The 16,819-nt window shown below is 54.5% G+C and carries 18 protein-coding genes, 1 tRNA gene and 1 riboswitch; of the genes, 2 read left to right on the top strand and 17 right to left on the bottom strand.

Annotated elements, in window-relative coordinates; genetic code table 11:
• The first annotated feature begins 272 nt into the window (after nucleotides 1-272).
• Nucleotides 273-1,667 carry a reductive dehalogenase gene (locus tag V8247_RS02485; protein ID WP_338738434.1) on the top strand — a complete coding sequence of 465 codons (1,395 nt, stop codon included), beginning with the start codon at nucleotides 273-275 and terminating at the stop codon, nucleotides 1,665-1,667.
• A 79-nt stretch (nucleotides 1,668-1,746) separates the two neighbouring features.
• Here V8247_RS02485 and V8247_RS02480 read toward each other — a convergent pair.
• The 13 genes from V8247_RS02480 to V8247_RS02420 form a co-directional block, all read right to left on the bottom strand.
• A tRNA-Ala gene (locus V8247_RS02480) sits at nucleotides 1,747-1,819 on the bottom strand.
• A gap of 64 nt (nucleotides 1,820-1,883) precedes the next feature.
• Nucleotides 1,884-2,999: a molecular chaperone DnaJ gene (gene dnaJ, locus V8247_RS02475; RefSeq protein WP_338738432.1), complete on the bottom strand. Its 1,116-nt coding sequence runs from the start codon at nucleotides 2,997-2,999 to the stop codon at nucleotides 1,884-1,886.
• Between the two features lie 127 nt (nucleotides 3,000-3,126).
• Nucleotides 3,127-3,696, bottom strand: coding sequence for a flavin reductase family protein (locus V8247_RS02470; RefSeq protein WP_338738431.1), 570 nt, complete (start codon nucleotides 3,694-3,696; stop codon nucleotides 3,127-3,129).
• A 24-nt stretch (nucleotides 3,697-3,720) separates the two neighbouring features.
• Nucleotides 3,721-4,290 carry a flavodoxin family protein gene (locus tag V8247_RS02465; RefSeq protein ID WP_338738429.1) on the bottom strand — a complete coding sequence of 190 codons (570 nt, stop codon included), beginning with the start codon at nucleotides 4,288-4,290 and terminating at the stop codon, nucleotides 3,721-3,723.
• Complete coding sequence (gene ybeY, locus V8247_RS02460) at nucleotides 4,287-4,772, bottom strand: rRNA maturation RNase YbeY (protein WP_338738427.1); 486 nt, start codon at nucleotides 4,770-4,772, stop codon at nucleotides 4,287-4,289. The genes V8247_RS02465 and ybeY overlap by 4 nt, the downstream gene beginning before the upstream one ends.
• Nucleotides 4,773-4,832: 60 nt before the next feature.
• A complete protein-coding gene (locus V8247_RS02455) occupies nucleotides 4,833-5,036 on the bottom strand; it encodes a hypothetical protein (RefSeq protein ID WP_338738425.1) in 204 nt (67 codons plus the stop codon).
• Nucleotides 5,037-5,064: 28 nt separating this feature from the next.
• Nucleotides 5,065-6,135 carry an ABC transporter permease gene (locus V8247_RS02450; protein WP_338738423.1) on the bottom strand — a complete coding sequence of 357 codons (1,071 nt, stop codon included), beginning with the start codon at nucleotides 6,133-6,135 and terminating at the stop codon, nucleotides 5,065-5,067.
• Nucleotides 6,132-7,187: an ABC transporter permease gene (locus tag V8247_RS02445; protein ID WP_338738421.1), complete on the bottom strand. Its 1,056-nt coding sequence runs from the start codon at nucleotides 7,185-7,187 to the stop codon at nucleotides 6,132-6,134. Before V8247_RS02445 ends, V8247_RS02450 begins: the two co-directional genes overlap by 4 nt.
• Nucleotides 7,184-8,056: an ABC transporter ATP-binding protein gene (locus V8247_RS02440; protein ID WP_338738419.1), complete on the bottom strand. Its 873-nt coding sequence runs from the start codon at nucleotides 8,054-8,056 to the stop codon at nucleotides 7,184-7,186. Before V8247_RS02440 ends, V8247_RS02445 begins: the two co-directional genes overlap by 4 nt.
• A gap of 77 nt (nucleotides 8,057-8,133) precedes the next feature.
• Nucleotides 8,134-8,766 (bottom strand): TetR/AcrR family transcriptional regulator, encoded by a 633-nt coding sequence (locus tag V8247_RS02435; RefSeq protein ID WP_338738416.1) that lies wholly within the window; start codon nucleotides 8,764-8,766, stop codon nucleotides 8,134-8,136.
• A gap of 1 nt (nucleotide 8,767) precedes the next feature.
• Nucleotides 8,768-9,559 (bottom strand): ABC transporter permease subunit, encoded by a 792-nt coding sequence (locus V8247_RS02430; protein ID WP_338738414.1) that lies wholly within the window; start codon nucleotides 9,557-9,559, stop codon nucleotides 8,768-8,770.
• Between the two features lie 10 nt (nucleotides 9,560-9,569).
• A complete protein-coding gene (locus tag V8247_RS02425; RefSeq protein ID WP_338738412.1) occupies nucleotides 9,570-10,364 on the bottom strand; it encodes an ABC transporter permease subunit in 795 nt (264 codons plus the stop codon).
• Between the two features lie 24 nt (nucleotides 10,365-10,388).
• Nucleotides 10,389-11,270 (bottom strand): ABC transporter ATP-binding protein, encoded by an 882-nt coding sequence (locus V8247_RS02420; protein WP_338738410.1) that lies wholly within the window; start codon nucleotides 11,268-11,270, stop codon nucleotides 10,389-10,391.
• 190 nt (nucleotides 11,271-11,460) lie between these two features.
• On the opposite strand from V8247_RS02420, the gene V8247_RS02415 reads away from it, so the two are divergent.
• On the top strand, nucleotides 11,461-12,252 hold the full coding sequence (locus V8247_RS02415) for an SDR family oxidoreductase (RefSeq protein WP_338738408.1): 792 nt from the start codon (nucleotides 11,461-11,463) through the stop codon (nucleotides 12,250-12,252).
• On the opposite strand, the gene V8247_RS02410 is transcribed toward V8247_RS02415, so the two are convergent.
• From V8247_RS02410 to V8247_RS02395, 4 genes are all read right to left on the bottom strand, one after another.
• Complete coding sequence (locus tag V8247_RS02410; RefSeq protein ID WP_338738406.1) at nucleotides 12,253-12,747, bottom strand: hydrogenase maturation protease; 495 nt, start codon at nucleotides 12,745-12,747, stop codon at nucleotides 12,253-12,255.
• Between the two features lie 82 nt (nucleotides 12,748-12,829).
• Nucleotides 12,830-14,440 carry a nickel-dependent hydrogenase large subunit gene (locus V8247_RS02405; protein ID WP_338738404.1) on the bottom strand — a complete coding sequence of 537 codons (1,611 nt, stop codon included), beginning with the start codon at nucleotides 14,438-14,440 and terminating at the stop codon, nucleotides 12,830-12,832.
• A gap of 63 nt (nucleotides 14,441-14,503) precedes the next feature.
• A complete protein-coding gene (locus V8247_RS02400) occupies nucleotides 14,504-15,472 on the bottom strand; it encodes a hydrogenase small subunit (RefSeq protein ID WP_338738402.1) in 969 nt (322 codons plus the stop codon).
• Between the two features lie 60 nt (nucleotides 15,473-15,532).
• Entirely contained in the window at nucleotides 15,533-16,117 is a 585-nt protein-coding gene (locus V8247_RS02395) for a cytochrome c (protein ID WP_338738400.1), read from the bottom strand.
• A 96-nt stretch (nucleotides 16,118-16,213) separates the two neighbouring features.
• Nucleotides 16,214-16,353: riboswitch (molybdenum cofactor riboswitch) on the bottom strand.
• Between the last annotated feature and the right edge of the window lie 466 nt (nucleotides 16,354-16,819).

The raw sequence follows: 16,819 nt of genomic DNA, 5'->3' as shown, positions 1-16,819 counted from the left end.
TGCGACCTGTGATTGGGGGAGCCGAAAGGCTCCCCCATTTTTTGTTACTCAAATATTGAAATAAGTATAAAAAATACGCATAAAGTACAATAAAGACTAATACTTTAGTACGATGTATATAAAAAGATATTATGATAGTATTACGGTAAGTAACAGCTAAGTCATAATAACAAACTCTAGCGAATAAGGAGGTTGAATTATAACTGGCTTTCGGGAGAGACCGGGTGGCGGCGGGAAAGACCGTAAAAAAAAGAAACGAAAGGGGAAGTCAAGTGACTAAATTTCATCATACAGTATCACGTCGGGATTTTATGAAAGGAATAGGCCTGACCGGAGTCGGTCTCGGCGGCGCTGCTCTGGCAGGACCCCAGTTCCATGACCTTGACGAAATGATGGCTTCAGCGGTGGATATTAAACATCCCTGGTTCGTGCGGCAACGGGAGGCCTACAATCCCACCGCCGATGTGGATTGGAACCTTATTAAGCCCTATACTCTGGGCAATCATGGTTATAACTTTGGAGTTAAGTCCGGTGATGGTCAGGCGGAAAAACGCGCCGCCTGGCAGGCCCAGCAACTCAAAGCCAACGCTCCCGGCAACAGCCTCAAAGATGTGGCTTTTTCCGCCGGCGCCAGTTTTCTCAGTTTTGGAGCCGGCCTGACGTCTGTTCCCTGGTATGGCATTGACGTTACTACTCCGGAGCAACGAGGTGTGGCACGTTGGTCGGGGACTGCGGAGGAGAATGCCAAACTCGTCCGGGCAGCCATGCATTTCTATGGTTCTCCCCGCCAGGGTTTCCTGGCGTTCAATCAGCGGTTTATTGACCTTTCCGTACGGGCCAATGCGTTAAGAATTGAAAATACCGATCAGCCTTATGCTGATGGCTCCACAAAAGTCATCCCCCAATCCTGTAAATCGGCGATTATTTATGTCGTTAAACAGCCCATGGAAATGTCCAATTTCGGCGATCATACGGCGCCTAAGCTGGAATATTCCTCTGCTTTGAACATCGGGGCTACCATCGGTTACGCTATGGGCCCCATTATCCAGAACCGGACTCAAAGATTCCTGAAGTCGCTTGGTTATCACGCTTTGACCGGACTGGAATCTTATAACGTGGCAAATGGTGTCATGGCAGGTTTGTCGGAACTCAGCCGTAACGCCCATAACTGCACCCCGCAGGAAGGCACACTAATCAGATACACTCCGAGTATTGTTACCGACCTGCCGCTACCGGAAACCACCCCGATTGACGCCGGCATGTACAAGTTCTGCTACCAGTGTAAAACCTGCGCTGAAGTCTGCCCCTGGGGCAGTATTCCCATGGATACCGAACCGGTCTGGGAAGCTAATGACGCGGGTCCGAACGGAGAGGCGAATGTCTGGAACCGACCGGGCTACAAACGCTGGCCGATGAACTTCGCGAAGTGTCATGGATGTAATTTCTGTGACGCCAACTGCGTTTTCAGCCAGAAGAATTTAGCCTCGGTCCATACTACCATCCGGGCAGTAGTGGCCAATACGTCGCTATTCAACGGCTTTTTTGCCCAGATGGATCGGGCTTTTGGTTATGGTGATTCCACAGACTACGAAGGTTGGTGGAATCGTGACCTTTCCAACTGGCGGCATGATACCGTCCTTGGCGCCGGCACCGACGACTGGGCGTAATTCACTTCATTGGAAGCTAAAGAGAAAGGTGGCTGGGGTATTCCCAGCCACCTTTCATGTTCGGCACTAAAACAATTTGTGGAGCTGAGGGGACTCGAACCCCTGACTTCCTCCTTGCAAAGGAGGCGCTCTCCCAGCTGAGCTACAGCCCCATGTGGACGGATGATTATAACAGGCGCTTGATATAACGGGCAATCAGGCCGTTGCCAGGGTTGCTTATTCGGCGACTTCGGCCTCAACCTCGGCCGGCGTACCCAGGGAAGCCGCCAACTCCTCAAACAGCTTCTTCTGCTTGCGGTTCAGTTTCTCCGGGGTGATAACCTTAATCTCCACCCACTCGTCACCAAAGGCCCCTTCTTTTTTCAGCATCGGCATGCCTTTGCCTTTGAGCCGGATGACCTTGCCGGTTTGAACTCCGGCCGGTACCTTAAGTTTGGCCGGTCCGTACAGCGTCGGCACTTCCAGATCCACCCCCAGGGCTGCCTGAGCAAAGTTTATGCCCAGTTCATGGATGACATTGTCGCCGTCGCGTTTGAACAGTTTATGGACCGCCACGTTAACCGTGATATACAGATCCCCGGCCCCTCCGCCGCGGTCGCCCAGGTTGCCGCCGCCGGACATCCTGATTTGATTGCCGTTGTCTATCCCTGGCGGCACTCTGACCTTGACCGTGCGGGATACGCGCTCCCGCCCCTGGCCTTTGCATTTCGGGCAGGGGTCACTGATGGTCTGGCCTTCACCGCGGCAACTGGGGCAGGTGACGACATTGGTAAACCGACCGAAGACGCTGCGTTGTATCTGGTAAACCTTTCCCTGGCCGCCGCACTCGGCACACTTGGTCGGTGAGGTCCCTTCCTTGGCGCCGCTGCCCTTGCAGGTTTCGCAGGCTTCCACCCGCTGGATGTTGATTTCCCGTTCAATGCCGGTAGATGCCTCTTCCAGTGTAATACTGATGCGATAGTTCAGGTCGGTGCCGCGGCGGGGTGCCTGACGTCCCATGCCGCCCATACCGCCGAAGAAAGTCTCAAAGATTTCACCCAGGCCGCCGCCGCCGCCAAAACCAAAGTCCTCAAAACCGCCGCCGCCACCGCCCCCGAAAGGACCGCCGTTGGCACCGGCATGGCCGAAACGGTCATAGCCGGCACGCTTATCAGCATCGCTCAGGACGGAATAAGCTTCGTTGATCTCTTTGAATTTGGCTTCGGCATCCGCTTCCTTGTTGCGGTCGGGATGGTATTGGAAGGCCAGTTTGCGGAAGGCCTTTTTTATCTGGTCATCAGAAGCGCCGCGGGCAATGCCCAGCACTTCGTAATAATCTCGTTTTGTTGCCATGAAGTTGAACTCCTCAGAATGAACACTAAATTACAATTTTAGCGCTTTTCCCGAAAAAATGCCACGAACAAACGTAGCGGTAGTTGAAACGACCGGTTATCTATCGGCGGCCAGGCGGCCGCGTCGGCTATTCCTTGAGTTCGTTGCCGACGCTGAAGGCCTTGCCGACAACATCACCCAGCGTCTGGTACTCAGACTGGGCGGTGGTGTAAATCAACGGATTGATCTTGGTAACGTCCGGACGGCCGTTGGTCAGGCAATCTTCTGATATATGGGTTTCAGTGATACGGCCGATGACCAGTACGTGACTGCCCAGAGCGATGGTGTGGTACAGTTCGCATTCCAGGTTGACCGGGCACTGGTCAATCAGCGGTGCGCCGCAGAGTTTGCCGGTGGTTACCTTGAAATTACAGGCGGCCACTTTGTCTACCTTGGCGCCGGAAACAATGCCGCAATAATCTACCTCTTTGACCAGGTCAGCACCGGGTACGTTGACGGAAAAGCACTTATTTTCCAGGATGCCCTTCAGACTGTGACGGGTGTGGCGGATGGCCACGGATATCATCGGCGGGTCGCCGCAGGCAATGCCGCCCCAGGCCACGGTAATAAAATTGGGTTTGCCGTTGACCTGAGCCCCCACCAGCAGGGCCGGCATGGGGTACAGCAGTGACTGAGGTCCGAGTTTAATCTTCGCCATAAGTTCTCCTTGGATATTCCGCCCCTATTCTACCAGCTTACACCCGGCTTCAAAAGCCTGTGCCAGCGCATCGGGGACAGCGGCAATCGCCCCGGCCTCATCCACTTCGGCAAAGAGCAGTTCGCCGGCATACTCAATATCAAGCACCACGAACAGGGCCTTCACCGTGGTGCGCGCCGCGTCAAACAGGGTTTTGGTGCTGCGCCCGCCCACGGATACAAATAAACCCTTGCGCGCCTTGTCCGGTTCCAACGGCGGCAGTTTCATTTCGTATTTTCTGACCCACAGGCACTGGCAGCGGTCAATAGCGGCTTTGAGCTGCGCGGTGACGGACATAAAGTGCAGCGGTGAGGCCACCACGATCCGGTCGGCTTCGCGCAAGGCGTCATACACCTTGTCCATGTCATCGTTGATCTTGCATTCACCGGTGCGGCGGCAGTAATCACAGTGAGTACAGCCGGCAATGTCCATATCGGCGATTTCCATCACCCTGGTGTCGGCGCCGCAACTGCGGGCGCCGCGTAAGACCTCGTACAGCAGTTGCTCGGTGTTGCCGCCCAGCCGCGGGCTGCCGGACAGACCGATGACCTTCATGCCAGCGACGGCTCCAACTGCTTCAGGATTTCCAGTTCCCGGGCTTCCATGATATCGGCATCTGCATCAACCTCATGGTCAAATCCCAGCAAATGCATGATGCCGTGAATTAGCAATCGGGCAATCTCGGCCTTCAGCGAATGCCCCAGTTCTGCCGCCTGAAGTTCCGCCTGTGGCAGTGAAATAACCAGTTCGCCCAGGTGCAGGCTGCCGTCCGGGGCGGCGGGGAATTCTACATCAGTGGTGGCGTCGGCGGCAGCTTCCTTGACGAAGAAGGAGAAAGACAGCACGTCGGTCGGTTTGTCTTTACCCCGGTAGACGCGGTTTAATTCCTGAATTTTAGCCTGCCCGGTGATATAAATACCCATTTCAGAGCCGGACTCGGCACACTGGGCTATCAGTATCTGCCGTGCCAGGCTGCGGAGCCAGGGTACCGACAGGGCTTTTTTGAATTCCTTGTCAATGGTGATGTCTATTTTCATATCCGGCTACATAATAACACAAACGTAGCCGGCGGTCAGCCCGGAGATATTATTGGCGGGTTACACCAGCAGCACTATCCCGATAACCAGCACGATTATGGCGAATATCAGGAAGAAGATGACGGTGCCCTTCTCGCCCAGAAGTTTAACAAAGGCTTGGATCTTTCCCAGTCGCCAGACGGGCGCCGGTTTGAAAACCGCCAGGGCGATCACCAGCAGGGCATAGACCACCAGAATAATACCCCAGATTGTCGCTGCTTCCACTTTCTTGTTGCTCCTGTCTCAAATTATTCTACCCGGTCAGCCGCAGTGCCTGGGTGGACATTTTCCTGACCACCGTAGCTACCAGCCAACCACCCAGCGCGACCAGTACGGCTAGAATACCGACGAAGCCGGCCACGTCGCCGAATGAGGCTCCGGAGACCGACAGGTCCACGACCGGGCGCACCACATAGTAGGTGGGGAAGATATAGCCCACCCAGGCCGGTATCTGCGGGAACATATACACAATCGCCGGCCCGAAGAGTAAAATACCGCCGGCCTTCATCACCGCAAAGAGGCTGTTCATATCGCCCACCCAGGCGCCGGCCAGCAAGCCGATTTCCGTCCCCATGATTGCTCCCAGGAACAACACCAGTATCACCAGCAGCACCTGGCCGCCGAAGGCCCCGCTAAGTATCAGCGTCAGGATTCCCATCATGGTGGCCAGAATGACGGCGATAACGCCCTTGGACAAGAAAATTTCACCCAGAGTGGCGGGGGTGACGTACAGCGCTTCCAGTGTGCGGTTTTGTTTTTCATTGACCAGTGCCGATGACGGCAGCATCAAGCCGCTGTAAAAGACGCCCATCAGGACTATCAGCGGCAGCAGCCGGTCGCTCCAGGGCAGACTGCTCTCATCACCCAGGGCCACGGTATCTATTGCCACCGGTACCGCGGCACCGTTGACGGTTCTAACTGCGTCCGCCAGGGCAATGGGAATGACCGTCCGGTTTTTGGCCAGGCTTTCTCCCCAAACAAAGGCTTTCAGGCGGATCACCCCGGTATCAATGACGGCGTCAAAGTCAGCCGGCAGCACTATGCCCATATCCACCGAGCCATCGGCGGCGGCTGACCGTAATGCCGCTTCGGAATCAAAGGCGGTAACGCTCAGTGCATCCGATCCCTCAAGAATTATTACTATCTGGGAACTGCCCTGATCAAGGATGCCCAGTTTGGCGCGGTCGGTAAAGATATTGCCGAAGGCCAGATTGATGAAGAGCGCCGCCAGAATGGGAAAGACCACCGCCAGCGCCAGCATGAAATCCTTGGGGCCGTGCAGGACTTCGTTTTTGACCAGGGTGACTACTCGGTTAATTTTCATTGGAAGCGCCTCCGCAAGGCCAGTAATCCGGCCATGACGATTACCACGGTCAGGCCGGTCATCACCGCCAGGTTGGTCCCAACGTCGCTCCAGCCGGCACCGTAGTTTACGACCTGGTTCACCGTATCAATCATGTAAAAAGAGGGGATAATTTTGGCCCAGTCCGCCAGCAGGCCGGGCACCACAGCGCCGAACCCGGGGATGGCAAAAAGGATCAGGATAATCATGCCCCAGCCGATAACCGCATTCACATCGCGCGCCAGCGAAGCCACCAGGAAACCGGCACCGACCACGAAGACACTGGCAATCACCAGTGTGGTCAGAATAACCAGAGGCTCATGGGCAAAACCGCCCACAATCGCCATGAACAGCACCGCCTGTACCAGCGCCAGGCCGACACCTAAGATGCCCTTGGCGGCAAAGAGATCGCCGGAACGCATCGGCGTCACCAGCAGTGCCCGTGCCGTTCCCTGGGCAATCTCAATGGCAATAAGCGAAGCCAGCGTCATGATTTCGGTCAGTAGAATCAGGATAACCATCATCGGCCGCATGCGGTCGCGCAGTGATATCTGCGCCCCCAGCAGGTCCGGCCCCAGTATTTCCTGAGTGGTGTCAAATGCCAGCACCTGGCCGGTTTGGATATATGACAGTTCTTTGATAAGGGTCACTATTGCCTCGGCGATTTCCGGGGGTGCCGTGGAAGTGTAAAAGACGGTCACCTCCGGCTTGCCCCCGCCCGCCCAGGTCTCCATAATATCCGGCGGCAGGGCGATACCCACCTCAAAATCCCCCGCCAGGACAGCGGCTTTAAGGTCTGCCTCAGAATCAAAATAGGTTACCTCGGCCCCCTCGGCCGCCAGCATCTCAAAGGCCGGCGGCAATACCGGGGCATGCATCCCCAGCGAGAATTGCTCATCTACATCTGAGGGCATAATCAGGTAAGCGGCGATGTAAAACACCAGGCTCAGGATAGTGATAAAGAAATAAAACCGGCTGCTTAAAAAGAGTTTCAGGTCCTTCTTGAGCAAGGCTTTGATGGTGCGGGCGTTCACTCCGAAAGCCTCCGTCCGGTAACCAGAATGAAGATATCCTCCAGCGTGGCTTCTTCAGAGTGCATGGTCACCAGTTTGCCGTCGGTAAACAGGCTCTGGATATCATTCATCGTCTGGTCGTTATCTAAAGCTACTTCACGGCGGCTGAGTTTGCCGTCGGGCGCGGCTATTTCGGCCACCAGCGAGCGTTTGCCGTATTTTTGCTTCAGTGCGTGAGGCGTATCCAGCGCCGCGATACTGCCGCTTTCCAGAAAGGCCACCCGGTCGCACAGCTTGTCGGCCTCCCACATGTCATGGGTGGTCAGGAACACGGTGGCGCCGCGGTCCCGCTCCTCCAGAATAATCCGGCGGATGGCCTCGGCAGACACCGGGTCCAGCCCGGAGGTCGGCTCGTCCATAAAGAGGATTTCCGGCGTGTTGACGATGGAGCGGGCGATCATCAACCGTTGCTTCATGCCCTTGGAGTAACCGGAAACCTTGTCTTTTTCCCGCCCGGCCAGACCGACGCGCTTCAGCAGGGCGTAACCGTCAAAATTCTTCACGTCGAACAGTTCAGCGAACAGGTTCAGATTATCTATGGCGCTCATCATCTCGTATAGATTGGTCTGCTCAAAGCAGACACCGATACGCGCCTGGACTGCATCCGGCTTTTCCGCCACATTAATGCCCAGGAGCAGGGCGCGTCCTGCTTTGGGTAAAAGCTGGCCGGTCAGCATCTTCTGAGTGGTGGTTTTGCCGGAGCCGTTGGGCCCCAGGAAGCCTAAAATTTCGCCGCCGCCGACCTCAAAACTAACGCTGTCCACCGCCAGCAGGTCGCCATAGCGGTAAGTCAGGTTTTCCACGATGATGGATTTATTTACCACGTTCATCTGCACTCCTTCTTATCCATTACTCCCAATTTACCCTCCCTGAACGGGAGAGGAACTGGAAGGTGAGGGTGATTCTGTCAGTATCTCTTGGTTTCCTTCTTGCCGAACAAGTCAACGTCTTTTTTCAGGAATCCGAAAAAAAACAGCCGGGTCAGTTCTTCAACTAAATCCATGCGGTTCTGCCAGTCTTTGAACAAATCGCCTTTGGCGGAAAATCCGATGCGCATGACGTCCATATAAGCCAAAAAGGCTTCCGGACTCAGTGATTCCTCAATGTATCCCTGGCGTTTGCCATCCTCCAGCATCTCCAGCCATAGCCCATTGACTTCGGTGCCGTATACCTGCTCCAGAAAAGGCGCGATTTTAGCATCCTGGGTTATCAGGCGGGTAACTACTTCGCTGTTGAAGTTGGCCGCCAGCTCCAATTTCCCGGAAATCATCCCGGTCAGTTTAGCGGGAAACGGGAGGTCGGAGCGCAGGAACGTCCGGGCGTTTTCCAGAATAGCGTATATCAAGGATTTGGACACTTCAATTACCAGAGCGTCACGGTTACCGAACTGGTTATAAACGGTGGTGGGGGAAACGCGCGCGGCACCGGCGATGTCCTCAATGGTAACCTTGCGGACGTCATGGGTCTTTCGGAATAGCTCCACCGCAGCGTCAATGATGCGCTGCCGTTTATCCGGCTTTTCCGCTCTTGGTGCCTTCATTCTACAGATCCTTATGTGCCACCAGTTTATAGGAGGTGACAAAGAATACAGCCAATGCCACCGGCACAATTATAAAACCGAATGTCTCCAACTCCCGGCCGTTGATGACGTCTGCCGCCGGGAAGTATTCAAAAGGCGTGATATATTTTAAAAATTCGGTATTTTCGTTAATTTTGGCGATAAATGACAGGAAGTAGGTACCCACTGCGATGGATGCCACAATGGAACCGGCGCGCTTGTGTCGTTTCAGGAGTACTGAAATCAGCAGTCCGGCGGCCAGGAAGAATACCTGTAACAGCAGGATGAACAGCATGAATACTGCGACTCCCCTGATGAAATCCCCGCTGATGCCGAAGGGAGCGAAGGCCGCCAGTCCGGTGATGAAGGTAACACCGGTCAGAATGGCGCAGTTAACTGTTGCCGCGGCCAGCTTCATACTCACGGTGTGGGTACGCTTGACCGGCAGGGTGAAGGTTGTTTCCGCGGTCTTTTTATTGATCTCCTTGGAAAGTATCTGCGCCCCCAGCAGGGCAGCGTAGATACAGGAAGACAGGAGAACAAAACCAGCCAGATACCCGAAATAACCCTCCGGCACGTCCAGGCGCAGTTCGTTCATAGAGAAGGCTTGTTTTAAGGCCTCCGGGAGTACCTCCAAAAACTCGTTCACCAAATCAGCCTGTCCCTGATAGGCGCTGAATTCCACAGAGGCCAGCCCCATCAGCCCGGCATAGCTGACACACCAGATGATCAGGGCTTTGAAATTGGCTTTAAATTCCCGCTTGAATATGTTCATTGTCGCTCCATTACATCGCGGTGGCGATATCGCGGCGGTTGTATAAAATGTAACCCGCGGTCACGCTCAGCAGAATTACCCCGATACTGATGACCAGTCCGGTCGTCTGGAAGGCCTCGTTGGTAATGATATAGCCGGGATTGAAATAATCGTAGGGCACCAGGTATTTAATAGGAGTGTCTTCAAGCACCGCATCAAATGAATACAGGACGTACAGGCCGATTGACAAACCCAGGGAGAACGGCAAAGGTGAGTCCATCCGTTTCATCAGCACAGACAGAATGAAGCCAACGGCGTAAAACAACAATTGGAAGATGAACACCCCGGCTATAATCAGTACAAAGGCTTGCATGGAGTACTCCTGTCCTCCGCTGAAAGACTCAATGCCGGCGTAGCAGACCAGCCCCATGGACACATTGAACAGCAGCACGTGGACCAGTCCGGCCAGCAGCTTGGCAGTCACAATGCGGTTGCGGGTCACCGGCTTGGAGATCAGGAAGTCCGCCGTCAGGTCGCGCTCTTCCACTGAAACCGCATTCAGTCCCAGGTTGGAGGAAAAGATAGCCCCGGCCAGGAACAAATAGATGGCGAGAAAAGAAAAATAGCCCAGAATGGTGGACAAGTCCTGTTCCAGTCCGAAAGCTTTCTTGAAGGCATCCGGAAACCCGTCCAGCAGGTCGGTGAATGATGACCCCTGGAAAGACTCAAAAAAGGCGAAGGTCGCATAGATAAACAACCCTAGGGATACTATCCAGATCAGGGTGGTGCCCAGCCGCTTAAATACTTCGTATTTAAATATATTCATGGTGTCTGCCTCAATACCGGTCGGTTACTCGTAATAATGCATGAAGATCTCTTCCAGCGTGGGTTCCTCAATCTGGATATCTATAATCTCATGCTGTGAAATAGCCCTGATAATTGAGTTGATATTGCCCCGGTAAATGAAGGAAAACTCATTGCCTTCATGCCGGAAATCGTTGATTTCACTCATCGGCAGATTAGATTCATTCAGGCCGTCGGCGGTGATGATTTTGAACTTCTTGTAGGCTTCATTCCTGATGGTGGCCACCTCGTCCACCCGGATGATAGAGCCTTCTTTAATGATTGCCAGCCGGTCGCACAGCCGCTGCACTTCACTCAGGATATGAGAGGAAAACAGCACACTGGCGCCACGGGCATTCTCTTCCCGGATGATCTCAAAGAATTCATGCTGCATCAGCGGGTCCAGCCCGGAGGTCGGCTCGTCCAAAATAATCAGTTTCGGGGCGTGCAACAGTCCCTGAACGATGCCCACTTTTTTCTTGTTGCCGTAGGAAAGTTCATCAATTTTGCGGTTAACGTCCAGTTCCAGCCGCTCGGACAATTCCTTGATGCGTTTGGTACTGTCTTTTTTATTAAAACTGGCGGAGTAGTTCAGCAGGTCAATGACTTTCATATTCTCGTAATAAAAGATTTCTGAAGGCAGATAGCCCACCTCAGCCCGGATGGTATCGCCGTGGGCCACCGCGTCCTGACCGAAAATCCGGGCGCTGCCGCTGGTGGGGAAGATTAAACCGACCAGCAGCCGCAGGGTAGTGGTCTTGCCGGCGCCGTTCGGCCCGATGAAGCCGAAGATCTCCCCCTCCTGTACGTTGAAAGAAACCTCGGTGATGCCGCGGTTCTTGCCGTACATCTTGGTGAGTTTCTCAATTTCAATCACGTTGCCCGTCATGTCGCTGTCTCCTTCAGATAACCGCTGTCCCGGAATAGATCCTGTCTTATCTTGATGGTAAACTGTAGTATCTTAGTTAATTACTACAATTATACACCTGATGTCAATACCTTTTGCAGTAAAATACTTCTGTGAGGTACTAGTACCCGGTGTTATAATAATAAACAGGAAATTCAGAAGGAGGCTTTCCGTGGAACAGACTATCAGCCAGCTTTTTGACCTGAGCGGTAAAACCGCCATCGTCACCGGCGGTGCCGCCGGTATCGGCAAGGCTATCGCTTTCAGATTGGCGGAGGCCGGAGCTAATGTCGTGGTGTCGGACATCAATCTGGACAATGCCCGCGCCACCGTGGCAGAGATTCGCAACGCCGGATTTAAAGCCCGTGAAAACCAGACCGACACCAGCAAACCGGCCAGTGCCCAACGCACCATTCAGGAAACACTGGCCGCCTTTGGCGACCTGCACATTCTGGTGAACAATGCCGGTGTTTATCCTTTTTCCAGTGCCTCTGACTTGACCGAGGAAATCTGGGATCGTACCCTGAACATTAATCTCAAGGGCACCATGTTCTTCGCTCAGGCTGCGGCCAAAGCGATGATGGAAAAAGGTCACGGCGGCAAGATTATCAATCTGGCGTCAGTGGACGCCTTCCATCCCACCGGCAACCTGGCAGCCTACAATGCCTCTAAAGGCGGCGTAGTGATGCTGACCAAGGCGCTGGCGCAGGAATGGACGCCTAAGGGCGTTACCGTCAACGCCATTGCCCCCGGTCCTATCATGACCAGTGGTGCCGCCGCACCGGCGGGGCTGACTCAGGAGCAGTTGGCGGGGATGCTGCAAGGGGTGGTCGCCACCATCCCGCTGGGCCGCATCGGTCAACCGGATGACATTGCCCGGGTGGCATTGTTCCTGGCGTCGCAGGGGGCGGACTTTATCAGCGGTGCTACCATAGTAGCCGACGGCGGCTATCTGGTCGGTTAATCAAGCATTTGCGGCAGGGCGGCCGTTGAAGTTTTCCACCAGATAAGCCACGGCTTTATCGGCCGCCTGCCGTGCCTTCGGAGTCAGTTCAAAACCCCACTCCAGTTTCTCCGGTCGGGTGACCAGGAACTGGACCCGGGGCTTGTAGCCGATCAGTTCGGCTATTTGCAGCAGTTCAATGATGCCTATCTGGTGAAATGACAGGTCGGTTTTGTTCGGTGCGTTGAAACGGGCATCCATTTCCATCCAGCCAATCTCACCCGGTTCAAGGTCGGTAATCATCACATCCACGATAACCAGCCGCTCTACGCCTTCCAGATACCCCAGCAGGTCAAAACCGGCCACGGCGCCGTCGTGCAGCCGGATATGGTCGGGGAAGGTGTATTGTTTCAGGTCACGCAGTACATGAATCCCGAATCCTTCATCGCTCATGATGACATTGCCGATACCCAGTATCAGCGTTTGTTCCGTTTTGGTTTCGCTTTGTGAACTCATCTATCCTGCCAAAATCCAGTTTAGAAGGAAAAGCGGCAGAAGATTTTCTGCCGCTTTTCCGGGGGAAACGGTTATTATCGGTCTAGGAAACCTTGACCACTTTAACATCATTGGTATGCGGGTCAATCAGGTGGACGGCACAGGCAATGCAGGGGTCAAACGACCGGATGATGCGTACTACATTGATCGGGTTGTCCAGGTCAGGTACCGGCGCGCCGATGAGCGCCTGCTCATACGGGCCTTTGACGCCGTTTTCATCACGCGGACCGGCGTTCCAGGTGGACGGCACTACCAGCTGGTAGTTCTTGATGCGGTGGTTGTCCACCTCAATCCAGTGACCCAGTGCGCCGCGCGGGGCATCCCAGACGCCCATGCCCTTGCCGGTTTTGGGCACCGCTTTTTCATTCATACCCACCAGCGGGCCTTTGAGGCGCAGCTCAATCAGGCGGTCAATCCAGGCCAGACCGTCGTTGATAATCTGCTTGGAGATGACGGCGCGGCACAGGTGACGGGCGACCACGCCTTCGCGGCCGCCGGCGTTAAAGAAGTCCACCAGTGCGGGGAACTTATTGACCATACCGCGGGCCAGCGGGCCAACTTCCATAGTCATGGAATCATAACGCGGCGCTTTGAGGAAGGAGTAGGCGCCTTCTTTCTTGAGATTGAAGGCGGTGACACCCTCGGACGGATGGAGTGCGTCGGTACCGGCCGGGTAATCATACCAGGAATGGGTGACTGACTCGGTGATCTGACTGTAATCCACGTCCTCAATGGTGAGGCCGCTGATGTCAGTCAGGGTACCGCGCGGGCCGGAGGCCTTGATAACACCACCGCGGAACATCGGATTGGAACCGCCGAAGGAAATATCGCCGGCGGCAGCGGAACTGCCCTGAGGCAGCATCGGGAAGGCCAGGTAGTTGCCATCGGTGGCGCCGAAACCGGCCGCCGCCAGCGGCAGCAGCGGCCCATAACCCACCGCCATCACATCGGGCACATACACGTTATTAACAAAGTCAGCCTGTTCCTGCCACAGTTTCTTGAGATCCATCAGGATTTCAACACTGGGGGTAGCGGTACAGCCGCCGGGCATCAGCGCATTCGGATGGGGCTGAATGCCGGTAAGGTAGGACAGCATTTTCTGGGATTTGGCCTTCAATTCCACGGCCTTCAGGTAATGTGACACCAGGGTGGTGACTGTCTCCGGATCACTGACGGAGAATTCATCGGGCGTGTAACGCGGGGTGAAGGGAGAGGTGTCTCCGGCCACCACCAGGCCGACAATCTTGCTCTTAATGGCCAGCAGACCGGGGTCGCTGCCTTCATAGGAAGCGATGGCCATGATATCCAGGAAGTCCAGCGCGGAGAGGACATAGAAGTGGATAAAATGGTCGTGGACATAATAACCGGCGGAGAACAGATTACGCATCAGCCGGCCGGCTTCAGTCAGTTCAATACCGAAGGCGTCTTCAATCGCCTGATTGGAGGCGATTGTATGAACACCTTCACAGACACCGCAGACGCGGCTGGTGACATAGGGGGCATCCCACGGGTCACGGCCGACGAGGATGTTCTCCCAGCCGCGGGCCATGGTGCCGGCCGACCAGGCATCGGTAACGACGCCGTTTTCCACCTCAACCTCAATCCGGAGGTGGCCTTCAATTCTGGTTAATGGATCAACGACTATTCGTGTCATATCTGTTTACCTTTCCCTTAATTAGCGTTGGGTATCCGTCCTCTGTTTATTCTTGCGCCGGCATTAAAGCGGCGGCAGTCCGAAGTCATAATTATGGGCATAGAGAGGACTGGTATCTTCATAGAATTCCGGATTGGAACAGGCTACACACGGATGGCCGGCGTCAATACAGTAATTGCCGCGGTTGTTCCACTTCCGATCCCAGCAGTCCTGCTTGGCCACCGGGCCCTTACAGCCCTTCAGGATAAGGCAGAAACCGTGCTGGTCGGGATTGCCGAAATCGGTGACGAAGCGGCCGGTATCATAATTGCCGCGGCGGGTGCAGTTGTCATGCTGGATCTTGCCGTAGAAGGCATAAGGCCGGTTGTATTGGTCCAGTTCCGGTACGGTGCCGAAGGTCAGGTAGTGGACGATCGTGGCCGTCAGGCGTTCGTTATGGAGCGGGCAGGTCGGCAGATTGATGACCGGCTTGGCACCGACATCATCAAAGTAGTGATGCAGTTCCTTGCCGCGGAACAAGTAACCCACGGCATCGGTCGGGCCGGAGCGGGGGATGCCGCCGTAGGTGGCGCAGGCGCCGACACAGATGATAGCGGCGGCGTTCTTGGCGGTCTCGCGGACGATTTCGGTGAAGGGTTTGCCGGCCACGGTGCAGAACGCGCCGTCTTCCGCCAGCGGGATTGAGCCCTCAATAACCAGGACATAACCGCCCTCGGCGATCGTCGCCTGCAGGGCGGCCTCAGCCTGGTGGCCGGAAGCCGCCATGGCAGTTTCGTGGTAACGCAGCGAGATGGTATCCAGCAGGATGGAGGTGGCGCTGGGTTCCAGGTTATTAAGGAAGGACTCGGTACAACCGGTGCAGCTCTGGCCTTCCAGCCAGATAACCGCAGCCTTACCCGCATTATTCTCCAATGCCTGGACAATCTGGGGCGTCAGCGCCTGGCTGATGCCGAAGTAGGCGGCGGTCATACCGGCGACTTTCATGAAATCCCGGCGGGTCAGTTCAGGTTTTCTCAGGCTAGCAATATCCATTTTATCTCCTTTAGAGTAGGAACTTATTTATCGTTCAATGTCATTTGATCCGGGCGGAACCTACGGGGTAGCTTTCAGCCATTCAGCCAGGGCATCCCGCTGATCCTGAACCAGGTCTACGCCTTTGTAATGCCCCTGGAGGAAAATCGCCAGGAAGCCTTCGGTCAGCCGGGTCAGGTTATCCGGTTTAATAGACGGGCCGCCGTTGCCGCCGGAACGGGTAGCACCGTGGCAGACGGTACAGTTAAGGGCGTACACGAAAGCCGGTTCGGTGGGCTGGGGGACGGTGGAAACGGTGGAATTAACCTTCAACCAGTTAATCAGGGAATTGGCCAGACGCGGGTCCAGTTGGACGCCGGTGCGGTGGGTCGGTACCCACTGACTCAGGTAGGCAATAGTGATATTCTTGGTTAAACCGGGGCCGACGCCGCCCTGGCGATTAGTGCCGTGGCAGGAAGCGCACTGACTGGCATAGACCAGTGTTGCGTCAATTCCCGGAGTCTCGGGCAACAGGGCCTCTTCATTATTGGGCGGGTTGGTCGTTGTCGGCGCTGGTTCCTCGGTGTCCTGGGTACAGGCACTTAAAACCGGTAACAGCACCAGCAGACAGGCGAAAACCGCGTAAAGGGCTTTTTTGTGTTTCATTAATTCACCTCTCCTGTGTCTAGTTTGTTGGTTGGGACAACTTCCGGGAAATAAAAAAGACGCCTCATCTGAGGGCGTCTTCAAATATCATATTTTTATGCATGACCAGACTCTCCTTTCCAATCGGGAGGTGTCGGCGTTTCCACCCACACCCTCAAAGCCTTGCGGCTTTTCGGCACCGGCATCGTGATCACTGACCTGACGTTAGATACCGGAACTCGAAGAGGCATCGCGCACCATGCGAAATCGGGGAGATTGTAACACCGCTGTTTTAACACTGTCAATGATTGATTAGTACCGTTATTAAATCCATACATATTCTTCGCTTAAGTAAAATTATATTACCCGGCGCGGTGAGAACAAAATACAAATAGTATTCCGCGCTGCCGTCGCTGGCTTGGAAAGGAAGTTAGTACCGTTATTAAACCCACACATATCTGTCTCTTAAGTAAAAATTATATTACCCTGCGCGGCGAGGTCAAAATCAAAATATATTTTCCGTGCTGTCGTTGCCGGCTTTGAAAAATAGGACGATTTACCTATTGACAACCACTATATCTGGTGGTACATTACACAGGCGACACAATAGATGGTGTTTGAGAAAACAATTTCTAATATCCATTATGTAACTTCTGAACAATGTCAGAATACAAAATCAAAAAATATTTTGGAAATTTGATATTTGAAACTTAGGATTTATTT

This window comes from Dehalogenimonas sp. W (assembly GCF_037094495.1).
Classification (GTDB): Bacteria; Chloroflexota; Dehalococcoidia; order Dehalococcoidales; family Dehalococcoidaceae; genus Dehalogenimonas; species Dehalogenimonas loeffleri.
Note: the sequence above shows the minus strand (reverse complement) of the source record. Positions and strands in the feature narration are given on the sequence as shown.